We start from the raw sequence: 18,531 nt of genomic DNA on the forward strand, positions 1-18,531 counted from the left end.
GATAAAACGAACCGAAGCGCCGAAAACACCCTCGACGCCAATAACGCCGCGTGACGAACGCGTGTCCGCTAATAGTCCGGGAAATCGGAGCGCTGGAAGCGGCGGCGCCAGCGTCGCGTCAACGGGCGTTTCTAACGTGCCGCGCAGCGAGCGCGTTTCCCGAGTTGGGCCAGGGCAGCCAGGCAAGCAAGCCACTGTCATGCCGCCGCGACGCGAACCTGAAACGAAAGCGCAAACCGCAGCAGCCAGCGGTTCGACAAAAAACCAGAGCGAGCGGTCAGCTTCCGATACGCGCCCGGAACGCGATTCGCGGAAAGCTCACGTTAGCCAGCCAGCCGATGCGTCGGTACAACAACGCGTCGCAACCGAGTCGTCTGCGCAAGACTCAAATATTCGACGTACGCAGGAATCGCGCATCGTTGAACGCACCGATACCGTGCAACCACCGGTCAGTTCCGAGGGGCGCGAGGCGAACAGGCAACGTGATCAGAAACCAGGCAAGACGCGCGGGAATACAGGCGGCCCGTCGATGTCGTCTGGGGCGAGATCGGACAGGGGGGCATCGTCCGGACTGCCGGTGGATAAACAGCGGGCACATGGGCCTGAGCGCACAGCGGCAGAGGGCGCGCCGCAGCGCCCGGCCATACAACCCCGCCGATCGGATGCACAAACGCGGAGCCGTGCGGAGCCGGGCGCGAACAACGCTCGGCAGCAGAACGACGGACGCACATCGGAAAACGCGCAACAGGGCGCCCGGTCAGAAAGCGGCGCTGCACAACCGGTGGTTCGTTCGCCATCTGCCGCCGCACGCCCCGTCGCTCGTTCGCAGCATGACGCCGCGCAACCCGCCGCTCGACATCAACCTGATGACGCGCTCGGGCGAGCCGTTCGTCCGCAACCTGACTCATCACGTCCCAACCCACGCCCTCAGCATCGCGATACCCCGCGTCCGCGCCGCGTAGTCGAACCGAACCCCATCCCGCCGATCCGTTTCCCCGAAACGCTACCGGTATCCGCCCGGCGTGACGAAATTGCCGCCGCGATCCAGGCGAACCAGGTGGTGATTGTCAGCGGCGAAACGGGCTCCGGAAAAACAACGCAACTACCCAAAATCTGCCTTGCACTCGGACGCGGCCTCGGCGCAGGCGGCACGGGGCTGATCGGCCATACCCAACCGCGGCGAATCGCGGCATCGGCGACGGGACGGCGGATCGCTGAAGAACTCGGCACGCCGTTCGGCGAAGTGGTTGGCTACAAGGTTCGGTTCACGGACAACCTGTCGCCCGGTGCATCGGTGAAACTGATGACGGACGGTATTCTGCTCGCCGAGACGCAGACCGATCCGCTGCTCGCCGCGTACGACACGATCATCATCGACGAGGCGCACGAACGCAGCCTGAACATCGATTTCCTGCTCGGTTATCTGCGCGAAATCCTGCCGCGCCGGCCGGATCTGAAGGTGATCGTGACATCGGCGACGATCGATGCCGACCGCTTCGCCCGTCATTTCGGCAGTGACGAAAAACCCGCGCCGGTGATCGAGGTGAGCGGGCGGCTGTATCCGGTTGAGGTGCGATATCGACCGGTGGAGGAGGAGAGCGCGGCGGTGAAGTCGGCACAAGGTCCGACGCCGGGCACGCAGCCGAAAGACCGTCCGGATCGGCCAAAGACTCAACGTGAAAATGATCGCGACCTCATGGAAGCGATCGTTGATGCTGTCGATGAACTCTGCCGCGAAGGCCCCGGCGATGTCCTCGTTTTTCTCCCCGGTGAGCGCGAAATTCGCGACGCCGCCGAAGCGTTGCGCAAGCACCATCCGCCGCACACGGAAATCCTGCCATTATTCGCGCGCCTTTCCGCCGCCGAGCAGGAGCGCGTATTCCGCACGTCGAACACGCGCCGGATCGTGCTGGCGACGAACGTCGCGGAAACTTCGTTGACGGTGCCGGGGATTCGCTACGTTGTCGATACCGGGCTTGCCCGCGTGAAGCGCTATTCGTATCGGAACAAGGTCGAGCAGTTGCAGATCGAACCGATTTCGCAGAGTTCGGCGAACCAGCGCGCGGGGCGGTGCGGGCGGGTCGCGGACGGCGTGTGCATTCGTCTCTACGAAGAAGACGATTACAACCTTCGCGTGCGGTTCACCGATCCGGAAATCCTGCGCTCATCGCTTGCCGCGGTGATCTTGCGGATGAAATCGCTGCATCTGACGGCCATCGAAACGTTTCCGTTTCTCGAACCGCCGCCGGGCCGTGCAATCGCCGATGGTTATCAACTGCTGAACGAACTTGGCGCAGTCGATGACGACAACGCGCTCACGCCGCTCGGCCGCGAACTGGCGCGTTTGCCGCTCGATCCGCGCGTCGGCCGGATGATTCTTGCCGCGCGTGACCATCAGTCGTTGCGCGAAGTGTTGATCATCGCGAGCGCGTTGTCGGTTCAGGATCCGCGCGACAGGCCGATCGAAGCGCAGGAACAAGCGGATCTGGCGCACAAGAAATTCGCCGATGAGCGTTCCGAATTCCTGCAGTGGACGAAAATCTGGGCGTGGTTCGAGGATGCGATCGCGCACAAGAAGTCGAACAAGCAGCTTACCGATGCGTGCCGCGCGAACTTTTTGAATCACGTGCGTCTGCGTGAATGGCGCGATGTGCATTCGCAATTGCTGACCGTCGTGCGCGAACACGGCTGGCGTCTGAACGAATCCGAGGCGACGTTCGAGCAGATTCATCTCGCTTTGCTGACGGGTTTGCTTGGCAACGTGGGCCTGAAGGCCGACGACGAGCCGTATTACCTTGGCGCGCGCGGTATCAAGTTTTATCTGTGGCCTGGTTCAGCGTTGCTGAAGAAGGCGGGGCGCTGGGTTGTAGCAGGCGAACTCGTGGAAACGAGCCGGCTCTACGCGCGATGTATCGCGAAAATCGAGCCCGAATGGCTTGAGCAAGTCGGCGCGCATTTGCTGCGTAAATCGATTTCCGAACCGCATTGGGAAAAGAAAGCCGCGCAAGTTGCAGCGTTCGAACGCGCAACGCTGCATGGCCTTACCGTCTACGCACGTCGGCGCGTGAGTTTTGGCAAACAGGACCCGGAGCGGGCGCGTGAATTGTTTATTCGCGGCGCGCTCGTGGACGGCGAGTTCGAGACCAAGCTGCCGTTTTTCGCGCACAACCGCAAGCTGCTGGCGGATATCGAACAGTTGGAGCACAAGTCGCGCCGGCAGGATGTGCTCGTCGACGACGAATTGATCTTCGGTTTCTACGATTCGCTTGTGCCGAAGGGCATGTACTCCGGCGCGGCTTTCGAGCGCTGGTATCGGGATGAAGAGAAGAAGAATGGCGCGTCGTCACGTCTGCTGTTCCTCTCGCGCGACGACCTGATGCGCCACGAAGCTGCCGGTGTCACGACCGACTTGTTTCCGAAGCGGATGACGATGGCCGGCATCGAAATGACGCTGACGTATCACTTCGAACCGGGTTCTGCCCGCGATGGCGTGACGCTCACCGTGCCGCTGTTCGGACTGAATCAAGTCGATGCCCGCCGTTCCGAGTGGCTTGTTCGCGGCATGCTCAAGGAAAAAGTGCAATTGCTGCTGAAGTCGTTACCGCAAAAGTTGCGGCGTCACCTTGTGCCCTTGCCGGAGTTTTCAGCCGGCGTGGTCGAGCGCCACAGTGGCAAGACATTCGGCGCGGGCGGTTTGCTCGAAGCCTTGATCGCGGATATTCGCGAACAAACGCAGATCGCGATGAAACCCTCGGACTTCAAGCTCGAGTCGCTGCCCGCCCATTTGTTCATGAACTTCAAGGTCATCGACGAACACGGTCGCCAACTTGCCATGGGCCGAAACCTTGCCCAACTGCGATCGGAACTGGGTGGCCAGGCGCAGCAGCATTTCCAGAAGCTGGCAGCGGGCGCGACGTTGGATGGTAGCAACGACACGGCAGCGCCTGTCACCCGAACGGCTTCCGCATCCGATTCGTCGAGTACCGCGTTGTATGAAAACCTGACTACCTGGGATTTTGGCAAGCTGCCCGAGTTGCTTGAAATTCGCCGGCGCGGTCAGACGCTCTTCGGTTATCCGGCGCTTGTCGATCGGGGAACGCATTGCGACGTTGAGGTCTTCGATTCACCGGAAGAAGCGGCGCGGATTCATCGGGCCGGTTTGCGGCGACTCTTTGCGCTGCAGTTGCGCGAGCCGATCCGGTATCTCGAACGCAATCTTGGTGGATTGCGCGAGATGTCGTTGCATTACATGGCGCTGGGGACGCAGGAGGAATTGGCAGGCCAGATTATTGAAACGGCATTGGATCGTGCATGCCTGCAAGATCCGCTTCCCGATAACGACGTGGATTTCTACGCGCGGCGAGATCAGGGCAAGAGCCGGTTGACGTTGCTGGCACAGGAAATCGCGCGGTTGGCCGGGCAGATCCTGGCGGAATACGCGACGATCTCCAAGAAACTGACGCAGGCTAAATCGTTCGGCGCGCCATACTCGGACATGGTCGCGCAACTTAGCACGCTGATCGGCAAGCGTTTTATTATCGATACGCCTTACACGCAGTTGTCCCACTTCCCGCGTTATCTGAACGCGATAGGGTTGCGTATCGACAAGTTGAAAGCGGATGCAGTGCGGGACGCGCGGTTGTCGGCGGAGATTGCGCCGTTGCTGCAAAACTATCAGCGGGCGATTGCTCAACGCGGCGGTGTGGCGGATGCGCGATTGAGTGAATACAGATGGTTGCTGGAAGAGTTGCGCGTGTCGTTATTTGCGCAAGAACTTCGAACGCCCATGCCGATTTCGGTCAAGCGCTTGTACAAAGTGTGGGAATCGATGCAACGATAACGCACGTAGGGGACGCACATAAGAGACGCACGTAAGGGCCGCACGTAAAAAAGCGCGAGACTCGGCGGATAGCCGGCTCGCGCTTTACACGTTCTACAACGACTACTTCGTCGTTTCGCCCGAAGACTGGATGACTTCGAGACTCAGGGGCGCAGCTGTCAGAACGCTGGACTCAGTGCTTACCTCACCGCTAGCCTGCGTGCTGACAGGCGTCATCACATACTTCTGCCATTTACCATCGGCCAACGTCTCTACGCTATCACCACACTTGCGATAGAAATTGCGCGCTTCGTCACGTGACGTGAACACCGCTTTCAACTGACACACCATTTGCGGCGCACCAGCGTCGTTCGTGACGTTCAAAACATAATCCCATTCGCGGACGCCGAAAAATCCTTCCTGGAATTGCGGACGGCCCAGAAGTGCTGCAATCTGGTTTTTGTTCATACCGGGCTTGAGCTTGCGCAGGGCTTCGGTCAACGGGTAGCTGCCGCCGAGGGTCGATGCCGAGTCGGCTGTCGGAAATACCAGTTGGTCCTGGCTGCCGTCGCTGGAAAGCTTGCTACCCGTACCGCAGCCCGACAACAAAAGCGCCACGACGAGCGAGGCGGCGAAAGGAAGTGCACGCGATGGTTTGCGGAAGGTGAAGTTCATCTCTTGATCGGATCCGTTGTTTTCATTAACTCGATGTCGCGGGCTTTTGCAGCTTGCCCGCGACACTACCTCTGTGACTGCGCTGGCTTACCAGTGCATGCCGGCGCCGACTGAAACGCCGAACTGACCGCGCGTGCTCGTCGTGCCGCTTACCTTGTAGGCCCAGATGCCGTTATCGGAAAGTTGCGAAATGCCGATAGCAACAGCCGATTGGCCGCCGTACGTGCCGCCGCCCAAGGCCACCATGCCGCGGCCTGGCAATACCGCTTGCGGCAAACCTGCGACCGCGAGTGCCGACGCCGTGCCGGCGTAGGCGTCGCGACGCGCGCCTTCCGTTTTGGAGTCGGTGTAGTCGTTCGCTTGCTTCAACGTGCTGCCGGCGCTTTGGTTCAACTGGTTCACGTTGACCGCGTCGGTGCCTTGCGTGCCGGGCGCGACGTTCGTGATCTGACGTTCGCTGCCTGCTGCCCCAACCGACACCGTGTCTGCGCGATCAGCGACCGAGTTCTGGCCGAGGGCGACTGAATTGGTCGCAGTTGCTTGAGCGCCGTTACCCATGGCAACACCGCCGGTGCCGGACGCCGCCGAATTTTGGCCGAGCGCCACGGAACTGTCGGCGGAAGCCTGGGCGCCGTTGCCCAGGGCAACCGAACCCGCGCCGCTTGCCAGTGCGTTTTGGCCGACTGCCATGGCGTTGTCGGCTGTAGCCTGAGCGCCATTGCCCATTGCAACCGAGCCGGCGCCCGTCGCCAATGCCTGCGCGCCTACCGCAACCGCCTTCGTGCCGGTGGCGGATGCAGCCTCCGTATCGCGATCGCCATCTGCGCTGAACAAGGGATCGTTGGCGTCGATAACGGCGTTATTCACCGCATTGGTGACTGCGCTATTCACCGCATTGGTGACAGCATCGCCGACCGACGCGTTGACTTGACCGATTGCATCGTTAAGCTGACCAACGTTCACCGCGTCGGTTGTATCCACGCCAGCCGCGACGTTATGAAATACCGTTCCGCTAGTGCCTTCGAGCGTCACGCTGTCGTGATTCACCGAGCTGTCGGCATTGCGGTCGTATTTGACCGCGCCGTCGGAGGCTGCGGTTGCCGTTGCAACGGCTGCTGCGGCCTGGTCGCTAACCGCCTTCAACTGTTCAACGTTGACCGCGTCTGTGTCCAGCGCGCCGGCTGAAACGCCGCTGATCGTGCGGTTACCCACGTTCACTTCGCCCGCTGATGTTTGCGGTGCCGTCAGGCCGTAAGCGGTATAGCCGGTCTGTGCACCGGTGGTCGTTGCCGATCCCGCGCCGAGAGCCACGCTATTCTCATTGTTCGCGATCGCGTTGTTGCCGATAGCGATGGAGTTTGCGAATGCAGCGTTGGCTTGCGCGCCAAAGGCGATGCTGCTTGTACCCGCTGCGACTGCGCTATGACCCACCGCGATGGAGTCGACTCCGGAAGCCTGTGCGGTGTCGCCAATGGCTGTGGCGGCGAGTCCGGACGCCGTTGAATTGACGCCTACCGCGATGGCTTGCTTTTCGATCGCGTTGGCCTGATAGCCGACTGCCACTGCGTTATCTGACGCAAACGTCCCTGCGCCGGCGGCGACTGAGTTCGCTCCTGCTGCCGTTGAATACTGGCCAACGGCTGTTGTATTGACGCCCTGGGCGGTGGCGTTGTTACCCACGGCAGTGGCGCCGTCCTGATAGGCGCCGGCTAACGTTCCGACGGCGACCGCTGCTACACCCGTGGCTGTTGCCTTACGTCCGAGCGCTACGGTATCTACATTTGCGGCGTTCGCGCTTGTACCGATCGCGATGGCGTCGCTTGCGGGATTTGCGCCTGGGTTGGCCACGAGTGACGCCGGATCGATTCCGGTCAAAGCCTGCGTACCGATCGCGATTGCGTTTTCAGCCGTTGCGCTGGCATGGGAGCCCGCAGCAAACGAGGTTAAGCCGCTGGCCTGCGCGTTCGACCCCACGGCCGTCGCGCCGATGGCAGAAGCCGTGGCGTTCGACCCCACGGCCGTCGCACCGACCGCCGAAGCTGTGGCGTATGGGCCAATGGCGCTCGCCATTGATGCGTTTGACAGGGAGGTGTCGCCAATGGCCACCGCGCTGGTGTCGATTGCTGTGGCACTGACACCCAAAGCGGTCGCCCGATCTTTCGCTGCGGAGTCCGCACCCACAGCGACTGAGTTGTCGCCGGCAGCAATAGCATAGCTACCTGCCGCGAGGGCGTTCGCCCCACGCGCTTCTGCGTACACGCCGATGGCATTCGACTGTAAGCCAGAAGCGGTAGCTGAATTTCCGATCGCGGTCGAACTCGTATTTGTAGCTTGGGCGTTCGAACCAACGGCAGTGGCGTTAGCACCGGAAGCGGTCGCTGACATGCCGAACGCACTCGATGCGGTTCCGGATGCCGTCGCGTTTGCACCCAGCGCAACCGCACTGGCTGCGGCCGAGGCAGAACCAGTACCAATAGCGACAGAATCAGTGGCCTGTGCGTTTGCACTTGTGCCGAAAGCAATGGCGTTACTTCCTTGCGCTTGCGAGGATGCGCCGATGGCATTCGAACCGTCACCCGCCGCAACAGCGTTTGCGCCAATACCGGTCGACTGTGCGCCGGATGCCGATGCCGTGTCACCCAGCGCCATTGCGCTGTTTCCAGTGGCGATAGATGCCGTGCCAAATGCGGCGGATCTGGCGCCATCTGCTTCCGCCAATGCGCCTACTGCGGTACTGCTCTCGCCAGTCGCCCAACTTCCTCCGCCCAACGCTGTGGATGCTGTTCCGGACGCATTTGCGCCGGAGCCGTATGCACTGGCCCCGATCCCGCTGGCGGAAGCGGAGAAGCCCGTGGCGACCGTATTTTCGCCTGTCGCGTTTGTGTTGGTGCCAATCGCGACGGCATTGATGCCCGAAGCGCGATTGGCGCTCGCGGCGGCATTGGGCCCAACGTAGATGGCATTGGTACCCGTTCCGGCCGCAGCCCAATCGTCAGCATGGGCGCCAGAGGACATAACAAGGCCGCCAATGCTGATCATTGCCACTTGCACCATTGCAAGCTTGCGTGCCGAAGACCGCTTGGTCTTCGATCTGGATGTCTCGGAAGCCGCGACCCAGGTGCCTGATGACTCGTTCCAGACTGCTTTAAAGATTCTATTCATGAAAGAAGGATGTCTAACAATTTGACAAATACATGTCGGGTTGATCGATGGATTTAATCGCGCGAGTGCCTGCCTGCTGAAAAGGGAGGAATCTGGACGCGACGGTTCCTTGGAACGAGGATCTCCCGCCTCGTAAGTTCTGGCCCGCTCGGGCGTCGGACAGCCTTCCTGCATTGCTACGTTCGGACTCAGAAGGTCGGGATCATCGCGGTTATCGTGTTTTCGAAATACACGATCTTTCCTAAAATGAGTGCGATTAAGAAAAGATAGTTTGGATTGCAAAATAAATTAAAAAATCGTCATTTTTTGTGGCGGATTTTTCGCCCCAATGCGCCTTCTTTCTGTGGAATCCCGCGCAGGGCGCAGCCTTGGAAATGTATCGGATCGACTTCAGGAGTATTTGCGGCGTCAATGCCGAAAAGTGCCAAAAACCCGTTCTGGATCAACACTCTGCTTGGCGCAAACGTTCTACAATGGCGACTGTTTTTCGACCTGAGTTTTCATGCGTAATTCTCTCCGTACTCGTTTCTCCCGCGCGACTGCTGCCGCTGCTGCATTGATCGCTGCTTTTTCTATCGCCGTGCCGGTTCACGCCAACAACATAATCGTGCTGAATTCCGGCGAGGCCACACTGAGTCTTATCGACGAAGCGACGCATCAGGTCGTGTCGACCATCCCGACCGGCAAGGAACCGCACCACTTGATGGCGACGCCGGACAACGCCTCGCTGATCGTTGCAAACTCGGTCTCGAACAATCTGATGTTCGTCGACCCGAAGACGGGCAAGCTGCAGCGTTGGGTTGAAAACATCGAGGACCCGTATCAGATGGGTTTTTCGCCTGACAAGAAATGGTTCGTGTCCACCGGCTTGCGGCTCGACAGGCTGGATATCTATCGGTACGACGGCGCCAATATGTCCCTCGCGAAGCGCATACCGCTGGCGGTCATGCCCAGCCACATCGCGTTCACGAACGACAGCAAGACGGTGTTGATATCGCTGCAGGTATCCGGCGAAGTAGCAGCAATTGACCTGGCAACGCAAACCGTGAAATGGAAGATGAAGGTCGGCCCGGTGCCTGCCGGCCTCTGGATGACACCGAACGACAAATATCTGCTGGTCGGCATGACCGGCGCGGACTATGTGGCTGTGGTCGACTGGCGTACCCAGAAAATCATTAAAACGATCAAGACGGGCAATGGCGCGCACAACTTCCGCTCGCTGGCGGACGGTAAGCATGTCGTGGTGTCGAATCGGGTCGCGAGCACGATCAGCATCATCGATCAAGACTCGTTGACGAATGTCGGCGACATCACGGGTTTGTTGCCCGGCCCCGACGATATGGAACTTTCAGCCGATAAACGTTATCTTTGGGTCACATTCCGGTTTGCGAAGAAGGTCGGAGTTATCGACCTGACAAACCGTAAGCTCATTCAGACAATCGCGGTGGGGCGTTCGCCACATGGCATCTATTTTTTCGACCGTGCCCCGGTGACCGGTCCGAATGGCGGTTGAAATCAGCGGTCAAAGAAGCAACTAGATTGAAGGTTGAGGTGCCGCCAAGATAGGACTGCACCTGGTAACAGTGACGGAGCACCATGTTTCATTCCATTTTTTCCCTGTTCGACACGGTCGTCTCGACGGCGCAGACGTGGCTGTACGTCGACGTCGTGCAGCCGTTCCTGTTCAAGGTCGGTCTGATGGGTTATGACGAAGACACCTACGACGCGCTCTATTGGGTGATCGTGGGCGTGCTCGAAGTGCTTGCCATGTACGCGATCCTGCGACCGCTTGAGGCCTTGCGGCCTGCCGAGAAGTGGCAAAACAGGAAAGGCGTGCGCGTGGACGCGCTGTATACGTGGATCGTCAAGCTGGGCATCCTGAATCTGTTCTTTTTCTTCACGTTTCAGCCATTCTTTGATGGTTTTCAGAGTTGGCTGCGGCTGCACAACATTGCCAACGTCGAGCTTGACAATCTTTGGCCGGGCGTCACGTCTCAGCCGATCATCGCGTTCGTTATTTATCTGGTCGTGCTTGATTTCGTCGGTTATTGGTATCACCGGATGGAGCACCGAATCGGCATCTGGTGGGAATTGCACGCGGTGCATCACAGCCAGCAAAAGATGTCGTTGTGGACCGACGACAGGAACCATCTGTTGGACGACGTCATGCAGGCGGGGGTTTTTGCTTGCGTGGCGCTGGTGATCGGCGTGCAACCATCGCAGTTCGTGGTGCTCGTCGCAATCACCAACCTGATGCAAAGCGTCCAGCACGCGAATATCCGGCTGCATTACGGCTGGCTTGGCGAGCGCCTGCTTGTCAGCCCGACGTTCCATCGGCGGCACCATGCAATTGGCTATGGTCACGAAGGCACGACCTACGGATGCAACTTCGGCGTGCTGCTGCCGTGGTGGGACATGATGTTCAGGAGCGTGTCGTGGAATCAGGAGCTCGAGCCGACCGGTATTCGCGACCAACTGGCGGTTGCGGACAAGCCCGGCCGCAATTACGGCGATGGTTTCATCGAGCAGCACTGGCTTGCGTTTAAGCGCATCGGGGAGCGCATCGTGTCGCATCGGGCGACCCGCGCCCCGGGTTCGGATTCGGACGCGGCCGCCGTTTAAGCAGCCATGCGTGATCAAACCCGGTTCAGACTATCCTGTCCGGGCCTATGTGTTTTTGTTTGAACCTACTCAGTTTGTAGCGCCTCAGTCCTCTTCGCCGGCCTCCAGCCGGCGAAGTCGTTTTAACTGGCAGCGTTAGCCAAACGGACGAGCAGCGCGGCATGTGCTCAGTGGTTTATCCTGTCTTCTTTCCCTTTCAGACGACTCTTTGCATGAATGACTTGCTGCGTTCGTTCGTACGCGCGCTCGCGAACGCTTTTCATCCGAGAATGCTGTGGCTGACGTTCATGCCGTTCGCTGTGGCGACCGTTGCATGGGGCGCCGTCCTGTGGTTTTTCTGGCAGACGCTGACGGGCGCCGCGCGTAACTGGCTTGATGGCTGGGCGCTGACGTCCGCAATGTACCGGCTCTTCGATTCGATCGGTTTTTCGTCGTTGCACGCGGTGATTGCGCCGTTTTTCATCGTGATCATGGCGATTCCGTTAATCGTGGTAACCATTTTGTTGCTCATTGCGACGCTTTCCATGCCCGCCGTGATCAGGCTGTTGACGCGGCGTCAGTACGCGTCGCTTGAAATGCGGCGCGGGGGCTCGTGGTACGGGAGTCTGGGGCATTCAGTGGTCACAACGGTCGTGTGCCTCGTGCTGCTGGTCGTGACGTTACCGCTGTGGCTGATCCCGCCGTTTTTCGCGATCATTCCGCCCGTGTTGTGGGGCTGGCTGACTTACCGGGTCATGACCTATGACGCTCTCGCGTTGCATGCTAGCGCGGAGGAGCGGCGCGCTATCGTGCGGCGCTCCCGGTGGCCGCTGTTTGGAATTGGCGTGATCAGCGGTCTGCTGGGGTCTTTGCCGACCATGTTATGGGCGTGGTCGGTCTGGCTGCTGCCATTATTTCCAGTCGTGGCGGCGGCGACTATCTGGATCTATGCGTTCATCCTCGTTTTCTCGGCACTCTGGTTTGCGCACTACTGCTTGCATGCGCTTGAGCGCTTGCGGATAGAAACCGCTGCGGCTGCATCTACGCTGAGCGGTCCCGGCGCACCGCCCGAATTTCGAATTTCCGGCTAATTTTCACGATCAGGGAGCATTCATGGGCTTTGGCATGATCATCATTGGCGATGAGATTTTGTCCGGTCGCAGGACCGACAAGCATCTGCCGAAAGTTATCGAATTGTTGTCGGCGCGCGGGTTGTCGCTCGACTGGGCAGACTATATTGGCGATGACCGCGAACGCATTACCGCTACGCTTAAACGAGCCTTTGCGTCGGGGGATATCGTTTTCTCGACGGGCGGAATTGGCGCGACACCCGACGATCACACGCGGCAGTGCGCTGCCGCTGCACTCGGGGTGCCGCTCGAACTGCATCCAGAAGCGGCCGAACTGATCCGTGCGCGCATCCGGGAAACGGCGGGTGACAAGCCGGTGGATCTCGATCTGCCGGAAAACCTGCATCGGTTGAACATGGGCACGTTCCCGAAGGGCGCGAGCATCATTCCAAACAGCTATAACCGGATTCCCGGCTTTTCAGCGGGGAACATTCATTTCGTGCCCGGTTTCCCCGTCATGGCATGGCCGATGATCGAGTGGGTGCTGGACAACAAATACGCGGACCTGCATCACGCAACGCCTTATGTAGAGCGTTCAGTGCTGGTCTTCGGGTTGCCGGAATCGCGTATTACGCCGCTGATGGAATCAATCGAAAGCGACTTCGCGGGAGTGCGGGTCTTCAGCCTGCCAAGCGTCGGTGACGCCACGCGCGGTGAGGTGTACGGGCGTGCGCACATTGACTTGGGCGTGAAGGGGGAACCGGGTGCAGCGAACGCCGCGTTCACCCGGTTGCGGGAGGGTGTGGCCGAGCTCGGTGGCGAGATAGTGGAGATTGAACCGGGCGCAGTGGCTTAAGCCGCGACGAACTCGACCACTCAACCAGAGGATTTACGCGCCGATCCAGGGTAGGCCGCGAAAGCACCAGCCGGAAACGGTTTTGCGGTGGCCCTGTCCATCCTTGTCGCCCTCGAATCCTTCCAGCAGGTCGAAGGCTTTGGTGAAACCTTCCTTCTGAGCGAGGACCGCCGCTAGTTTTGAGCGCGCAGCGCTACGGCAGAGGAACAGGACGGGCGTGTCGGGCGAGGCCACTTCACGCAACTGATGCATGAACGCCGTGTTCGGGACGGAACCTGGATACTGGATCCATTCAACGTGCGAGTACTGCGCGGTATCAATGGCTGGCCGGCCGACCCAGTCGAGTTCGGCGCGCGTACGTACGTCGATCAGGCGAACAGCGGGGTCGAGTTGCAGAAGCTCGAAAGCTTCGGCGGGCAGAATGGCGCCCGCGTAAGGCAACTGGTTTTGATCGGCGCGAAGTGTGGCCTGGGCGTACAGCTGCTCGAGCGTGCTCATGGACTGGGTCTCCAATCGGACATTTTAATTAGGCATTCTAGCTTGCTGCCAGCGCTTCGCTCATGCATGGTTGGCTGAGGCGGCAGAACGCATCGGACTGGTGCGGAGCGTTTGAATTGCCCCGAATCAGTGCTAACGTTACGGGTCTCAGTTTTGAGTGCACTGAATATGTGCATAATGATGCGATTTCGATCAGTAAGCCCCTTGAAGGGTAGTGGTGCTTCCCCGAAAAAGCGCGCAGCTTCAACCGCTTAGCGCAACAATGGTGCACTTGGCATGGAAGCTGCTTTTGACTCTACCGATGGTTTCGAATCGGTCAGGCGGCGAATTGATGTTCGTCGACTTTTGTTAATCAGGAGATAAGTAATGAGCAAATCCGTGGCCGACGTCATGCAACTCGTCAAGGACGAGGACGTCAAGTTTGTCGACTTCCGTTTCACCGACACGCGCGGTAAAGAACAACACGTTTCGGTGCCGGTCTCGGCATTCGACGAAGACAAATTTGAAAGCGGCCACGCTTTCGACGGTTCGTCTATCGCCGGCTGGAAGGGCATCGAAGCGTCGGACATGCTGCTGATCCCGGATGCGGATACTGCGTTCATCGACCCGTTCTATGAAGAGTCGACGCTCGTGATGTCCTGCGACGTGGTGGAACCGGCAGATGGCAAAGGCTATGAACGCGATCCGCGCTCGCTCGCGAAGCGTGCTGAAGCGTATCTGAAGAGCTCGGGTCTGGGCGACGCCGCTTTCTTCGGTCCGGAACCCGAATTCTTCATTTTCGACTCGGTTCGCTGGAGCGCAGATCAGTCGGGCTGTTTCGTCAAGATTGGCTCGGAAGAAGCGCCGTGGTCGTCGTCGATGGAATTCGAAGGCGGAAACACGGGTCACCGTCCGGGCACGAAGGGCGGTTATTTCCCGGTTGCGCCGGTCGACACGTTCCAGGACATCCGTTCGGAAATGTGCCTGTTGCTCGAACAGATCGGCATTCCGGTCGAAGTGCACCACCACGAAGTGGCGGGCCAGGGCCAGAACGAAATCGGCACGAAGTTCTCGACGCTGGTTCAACGCGCCGACTGGACGCAACAATTGAAGTACATCGTTCATAACGTGGCGCACACGTATGGCAAGACGGCGACGTTCATGCCGAAGCCGGTCGTGGGCGACAACGGCTCGGGCATGCACGTTCACCAGTCGATCTGGAAGGACGGCAAGAACCTGTTCGCCGGCGACGGATATGCAGGCCTGTCAGAATTCGCGTTGTTCTACATCGGCGGCATCATCAAGCATGCTCGCGCGCTGAACGCGATCACGAATCCGTCGACGAACTCGTACAAGCGTCTCGTGCCGCACTTCGAAGCACCGGTCAAGCTGGCTTACTCGGCGAAGAACCGTTCGGCTTCGATCCGCATTCCGCACGTGTCGAACCCGAAGGGCCGCCGTATCGAAACGCGTTTCCCGGATCCGATGGCGAACCCGTACCTGTGCTTCTCGGCGCTGATGATGGCCGGTCTGGATGGCGTGCAGAACAAGATCCACCCGGGCGAAGCCGCTGACAAGAACCTGTACGACTTGCCGCCGGAAGAGGATGCAAAGATCCCGACCGTGTGTGCCGGCCTCGACGAAGCGCTGGACGCGCTTAACGCTGACCGTGAGTTCCTGACGGTCGGCGGTGTGTTCACCGATTCCATGCTCGACGCGTATATCGAACTGAAGACGAATGAACTGCAGCGCTATCGCCAGGCTGTGCATCCGATCGAGTTCGAAATGTACTACTCGCTGTAAAGCGCGTTGCATGGCGCGCGCGCTTCTTCGTTCGCTGTCTTGCGGAGAAGTGCGTCGCCTGACGCGAAGCAGGAGTGTCGAGTGATCGAAAAGGGACGGCGTGCCGTCCCTTTTTTTAATCGCCGACACTTCTCCTGACAAGTTTCAAGACGGGGTCTCACTGCACGATGGTTCTCAAGAATCTCATCAAGGCGAGAAAGAGTCCTCCCGACAATTCGTTGTCCGACGACGCCGCGCTCGTCGCTACGCATTTGCTGCCGGGCATGGAAGCGCTGCCCACGGTCGTGCTTGTGCTCGACAAGTTGAGCCTCAAGATCGCGTTCGCGAATCCGTCGGCGGAAGCCATGCTGGAGCGCTCGCGCAAGCAACTGGCTCAAACCTCATGGCCTGAACTGTTCGCCAATGCGGACGAACTGGTGACGACCATTGCGTCGATTGCCGATCATCGTTTCAACGCAACGCATCTCGACGCCGTGCTCGAACGTCCCGGCCGCGAGCCGTTGCATGTTCACGCGATTGTTGCGTATCTGGAAGTCGCACCGAATTACGTGCTGCTCGAACTATTCGAGAACGAGCGGCATTTGAAGACCGACCGCGAGGAGCGTATTCACGATCTGACGGCGGTCAACAAGCAGCTGATTCGCAACCTCGCGCATGAAATCAAGAATCCGCTTGGCGGCATTCGAGGCGCAGCGCAACTGCTCGAGTTCGAGTTGGGCGCGCGTGAACGCGACGAGTTGCGCGAATACACGCAGGTGATCATCAAGGAATCGGATCGGCTACAAACCTTGGTAGACAGATTGCTTGAGCCGCATCGGCATCCACATATTGTTGGCGACGTAAATATTCACGAAGTATGCGAACGCGTGCGCGCCGTGATTCTCGCGGAGTTTCCGCGTGGCCTCACGCTCGATCGCGATTACGACGTGAGCGTGCCCGACTTGCGCGGCGATAAAGAGCAGCTTATCCAGGCATTGCTCAACATCGTGCGCAACGCGGCGGAAGCGCTGCGCGAACGCATTTCACAAGGCGATGCGCGTATCGAGTTGCGTACCCGTATTGCGCGCAAAGTGACGATTGGCAAGCGCCTGCACAAACTGGCACTGGACTTGCATATCACTGACAACGGTCCCGGAATCCCGGAAGAGATACGCGACCGGATTTTCTATCCGCTTGTGTCCGGGCGGGAAGATGGGAGTGGACTGGGTCTTACGCTCGCGCAGACGTTCGTGCAGCAGCACGATGGGTTGATCGAAGTGGAAAGCAAGCCTGGTTGTACCGAGTTCACCATCTTGTTGCCGTTCGGCGGCTGACCGGACACCGATGAAGGATCGAAGTACCGAAGCATGGAGTCAAGGTTAAGGATCGATCACGAGGGTTCATCGACATTTTGAAAAGCGCTAGTACCTGACCGTTTCGACGGGCTTATACCGAACCACACGAAGACATCTCGCCGAACTATATGAAGCCGATCTGGATAGTAGACGACGACCAATCCATCCGCTGGGTGCTTGAAAAAGCGCTCGCAAGAGAGAACTTCGCCACGCGCAGTTTTTCCGGCGTCCGCGACGCGCTTATAGCGCTTGAACAGGAAAGTCCGCAAGTGCTTGTGTCCGACATCCGCATGCCGGGAGGTTCGGGACTCGAATTGTTGCAAACTGTGCGCGATAAGCTGCCCGGTTTGCCGGTCATCATCATGACGGCGTTCTCCGATCTCGACAGCGCCGTGGCTGCGTTCCAGGGCGGTGCGTTCGAATACCTGGCAAAGCCGTTCGATGTCGACAAGGCCGTTGAATTGATCCGCCGCGCCGTCGATGAAAGCATGCGCGGTGAAGCGGCCTACGACAACAGCGTCACCGAAACGCCTGAGATGCTTGGCCAGGCGCCGGCGATGCAGGACATGTTTCGCGCGATCGGCCGTCTGTCACATTCCGCCGCCACTGTGCTCATCACGGGCGAATCAGGCACCGGAAAGGAGCTTGTCGCGCGTGCGCTGCACCGCCATAGCCCGCGCGCGAATGGGCCGTTCATTGCGTTGAACACTGCTGCCATTCCGAAGGATCTGCTTGAGTCCGAGTTGTTCGGCCACGAGCGCGGCGCGTTTACGGGTGCGCAGGCGATGCGGCAGGGGCGGTTCGAGCAAGCTGAAAACGGTACGTTGTTTCTCGATGAAATCGGCGATATGCCGTTTGATCTGCAGACGCGTCTGTTGCGCGTGTTATCCGATGGGCAGTTTTATCGCGTGGGTGGCCACAACCCGTTGAAGGCGAACGTTCGGGTGATCGCGGCGACGCATCAGAACCTTGAATCACGCGTGCGGCAAGGGTTGTTTCGAGAGGATTTGTATCACCGGCTGAACGTGATTCGCTTGCGTCTACCCGCGTTGCGCGAGCGTAGTGAAGACATTCCGTTGCTCACGCGGCATTTCCTGCAGAAAAGCGCGCGCGATCTTGGTGTCGAGCCGAAGCGCGTATCGGAAGATGCGCTTGGTTTTTTGGCATCGCTGCCGTTTCCAGGCAATGTACGGCAACTCGAAAACCTGTGTAACTGGCTGACCGTGATGGCGCCGGCGCAGACCATCGAGCAAAAGGATTTGCCGCCGGATCTCACGCCGACTCAGGAATACGCGGGTGAGAGCACTGCGTTGACCGCCTCGGCGGCGGAAATTGGCGGTGGGTCGAACGCGGCCCTATCTGGTGGTGTCGGCGGTTTGCCTGCATCGCTTGGTACGCCGCCTGCCGGCGTTCCCGCGAGCGTGTGGGAAAACGGCCTGCGGACCGAGGTTGCGCGATTGCTGCGTGAAAATACCGCCGATGTCATGGACGAACTCGCGCGGCGCTTTGAAGCCGCCGTGATTCGCGAGGCGCTCGACTTCACGCGCGGCCGGAAAGTGGAAGCGGCCGAGCGACTGGGGATCGGCCGCAATACGATCACACGCAAGATTCAGGAGTTGCACCTGGACGCCTGATGCGGGTAGTGGAGGGCGTCTGCCGACGCCCTCGCCGCGGTTCTTCGCCTGCATTTATGGGCGTATTTGATAGCGAGCTTTTCGCCTCAAGTTCCGAACG

General features: G+C 59.5%; 11 protein-coding genes. 8 read left to right on the forward strand and 3 right to left on the reverse strand.

The window, feature by feature from the left end:
- Positions 1-577: 577 nt before the first annotated feature.
- Positions 578-4,840 carry an ATP-dependent RNA helicase HrpA gene (gene hrpA / locus ACSQ8V_RS05695; RefSeq protein WP_436205136.1) on the forward strand — a complete coding sequence of 1,421 codons (4,263 nt, stop codon included), beginning with the start codon at positions 578-580 and terminating at the stop codon, positions 4,838-4,840.
- A 102-nt stretch (positions 4,841-4,942) separates the two neighbouring features.
- Here the strand turns inward: hrpA and ACSQ8V_RS05700 are convergent, their stop codons facing one another.
- Together ACSQ8V_RS05700 and ACSQ8V_RS05705 are read right to left on the reverse strand one after the other, a co-directional pair.
- Positions 4,943-5,494, reverse strand: coding sequence for an outer membrane protein assembly factor BamE (locus tag ACSQ8V_RS05700; protein WP_436205137.1), 552 nt, complete (start codon positions 5,492-5,494; stop codon positions 4,943-4,945).
- 87 nt (positions 5,495-5,581) lie between these two features.
- Positions 5,582-8,656 (reverse strand): YadA-like family protein, encoded by a 3,075-nt coding sequence (locus tag ACSQ8V_RS05705; protein ID WP_436205138.1) that lies wholly within the window; start codon positions 8,654-8,656, stop codon positions 5,582-5,584.
- A 502-nt stretch (positions 8,657-9,158) separates the two neighbouring features.
- On the opposite strand from ACSQ8V_RS05705, the gene ACSQ8V_RS05710 reads away from it, so the two are divergent.
- From ACSQ8V_RS05710 to ACSQ8V_RS05725, 4 genes are all read left to right on the forward strand, one after another.
- A complete protein-coding gene (locus tag ACSQ8V_RS05710) occupies positions 9,159-10,169 on the forward strand; it encodes a beta-propeller fold lactonase family protein (protein ID WP_436205139.1) in 1,011 nt (336 codons plus the stop codon).
- Positions 10,170-10,252: 83 nt separating this feature from the next.
- Complete coding sequence (locus ACSQ8V_RS05715; protein WP_436205140.1) at positions 10,253-11,278, forward strand: sterol desaturase family protein; 1,026 nt, start codon at positions 10,253-10,255, stop codon at positions 11,276-11,278.
- 212 nt (positions 11,279-11,490) lie between these two features.
- The gene (locus tag ACSQ8V_RS05720) at positions 11,491-12,348 is read left to right on the forward strand and encodes an EI24 domain-containing protein (RefSeq protein ID WP_436205141.1); all 858 of its coding nucleotides are present in this window, start codon (positions 11,491-11,493) and stop codon (positions 12,346-12,348) included.
- A 22-nt stretch (positions 12,349-12,370) separates the two neighbouring features.
- Positions 12,371-13,183, forward strand: a complete 813-nt coding sequence (locus ACSQ8V_RS05725; protein WP_213763365.1) for a competence/damage-inducible protein A — start codon at positions 12,371-12,373, stop codon at positions 13,181-13,183.
- Between the two features lie 33 nt (positions 13,184-13,216).
- Here ACSQ8V_RS05725 and ACSQ8V_RS05730 read toward each other — a convergent pair whose 3' ends face one another.
- Positions 13,217-13,681 carry a rhodanese-like domain-containing protein gene (locus ACSQ8V_RS05730; protein WP_213763363.1) on the reverse strand — a complete coding sequence of 155 codons (465 nt, stop codon included), beginning with the start codon at positions 13,679-13,681 and terminating at the stop codon, positions 13,217-13,219.
- 366 nt (positions 13,682-14,047) lie between these two features.
- Between ACSQ8V_RS05730 and glnA the strand changes: the two genes are divergently transcribed.
- The 3 genes from glnA (at position 14,048) to ntrC (ending at position 18,431) form a co-directional block, all read left to right on the forward strand.
- Positions 14,048-15,463 (forward strand): type I glutamate--ammonia ligase, encoded by a 1,416-nt coding sequence (gene glnA / locus ACSQ8V_RS05735; RefSeq protein ID WP_213763361.1) that lies wholly within the window; start codon positions 14,048-14,050, stop codon positions 15,461-15,463.
- A 167-nt stretch (positions 15,464-15,630) separates the two neighbouring features.
- On the forward strand, positions 15,631-16,776 hold the full coding sequence (gene glnL / locus ACSQ8V_RS05740) for a nitrogen regulation protein NR(II) (RefSeq protein WP_213763359.1): 1,146 nt from the start codon (positions 15,631-15,633) through the stop codon (positions 16,774-16,776).
- Between the two features lie 149 nt (positions 16,777-16,925).
- Entirely contained in the window at positions 16,926-18,431 is a 1,506-nt protein-coding gene (gene ntrC, locus ACSQ8V_RS05745; RefSeq protein WP_213763357.1) for a nitrogen regulation protein NR(I), read from the forward strand.
- The last annotated feature ends 100 nt before the right edge of the window (positions 18,432-18,531 follow it).

It is taken from the genome of Caballeronia sp. LjRoot31, assembly GCF_964253885.1.
GTDB lineage: Bacteria > Pseudomonadota > Gammaproteobacteria > Burkholderiales > Burkholderiaceae > Caballeronia.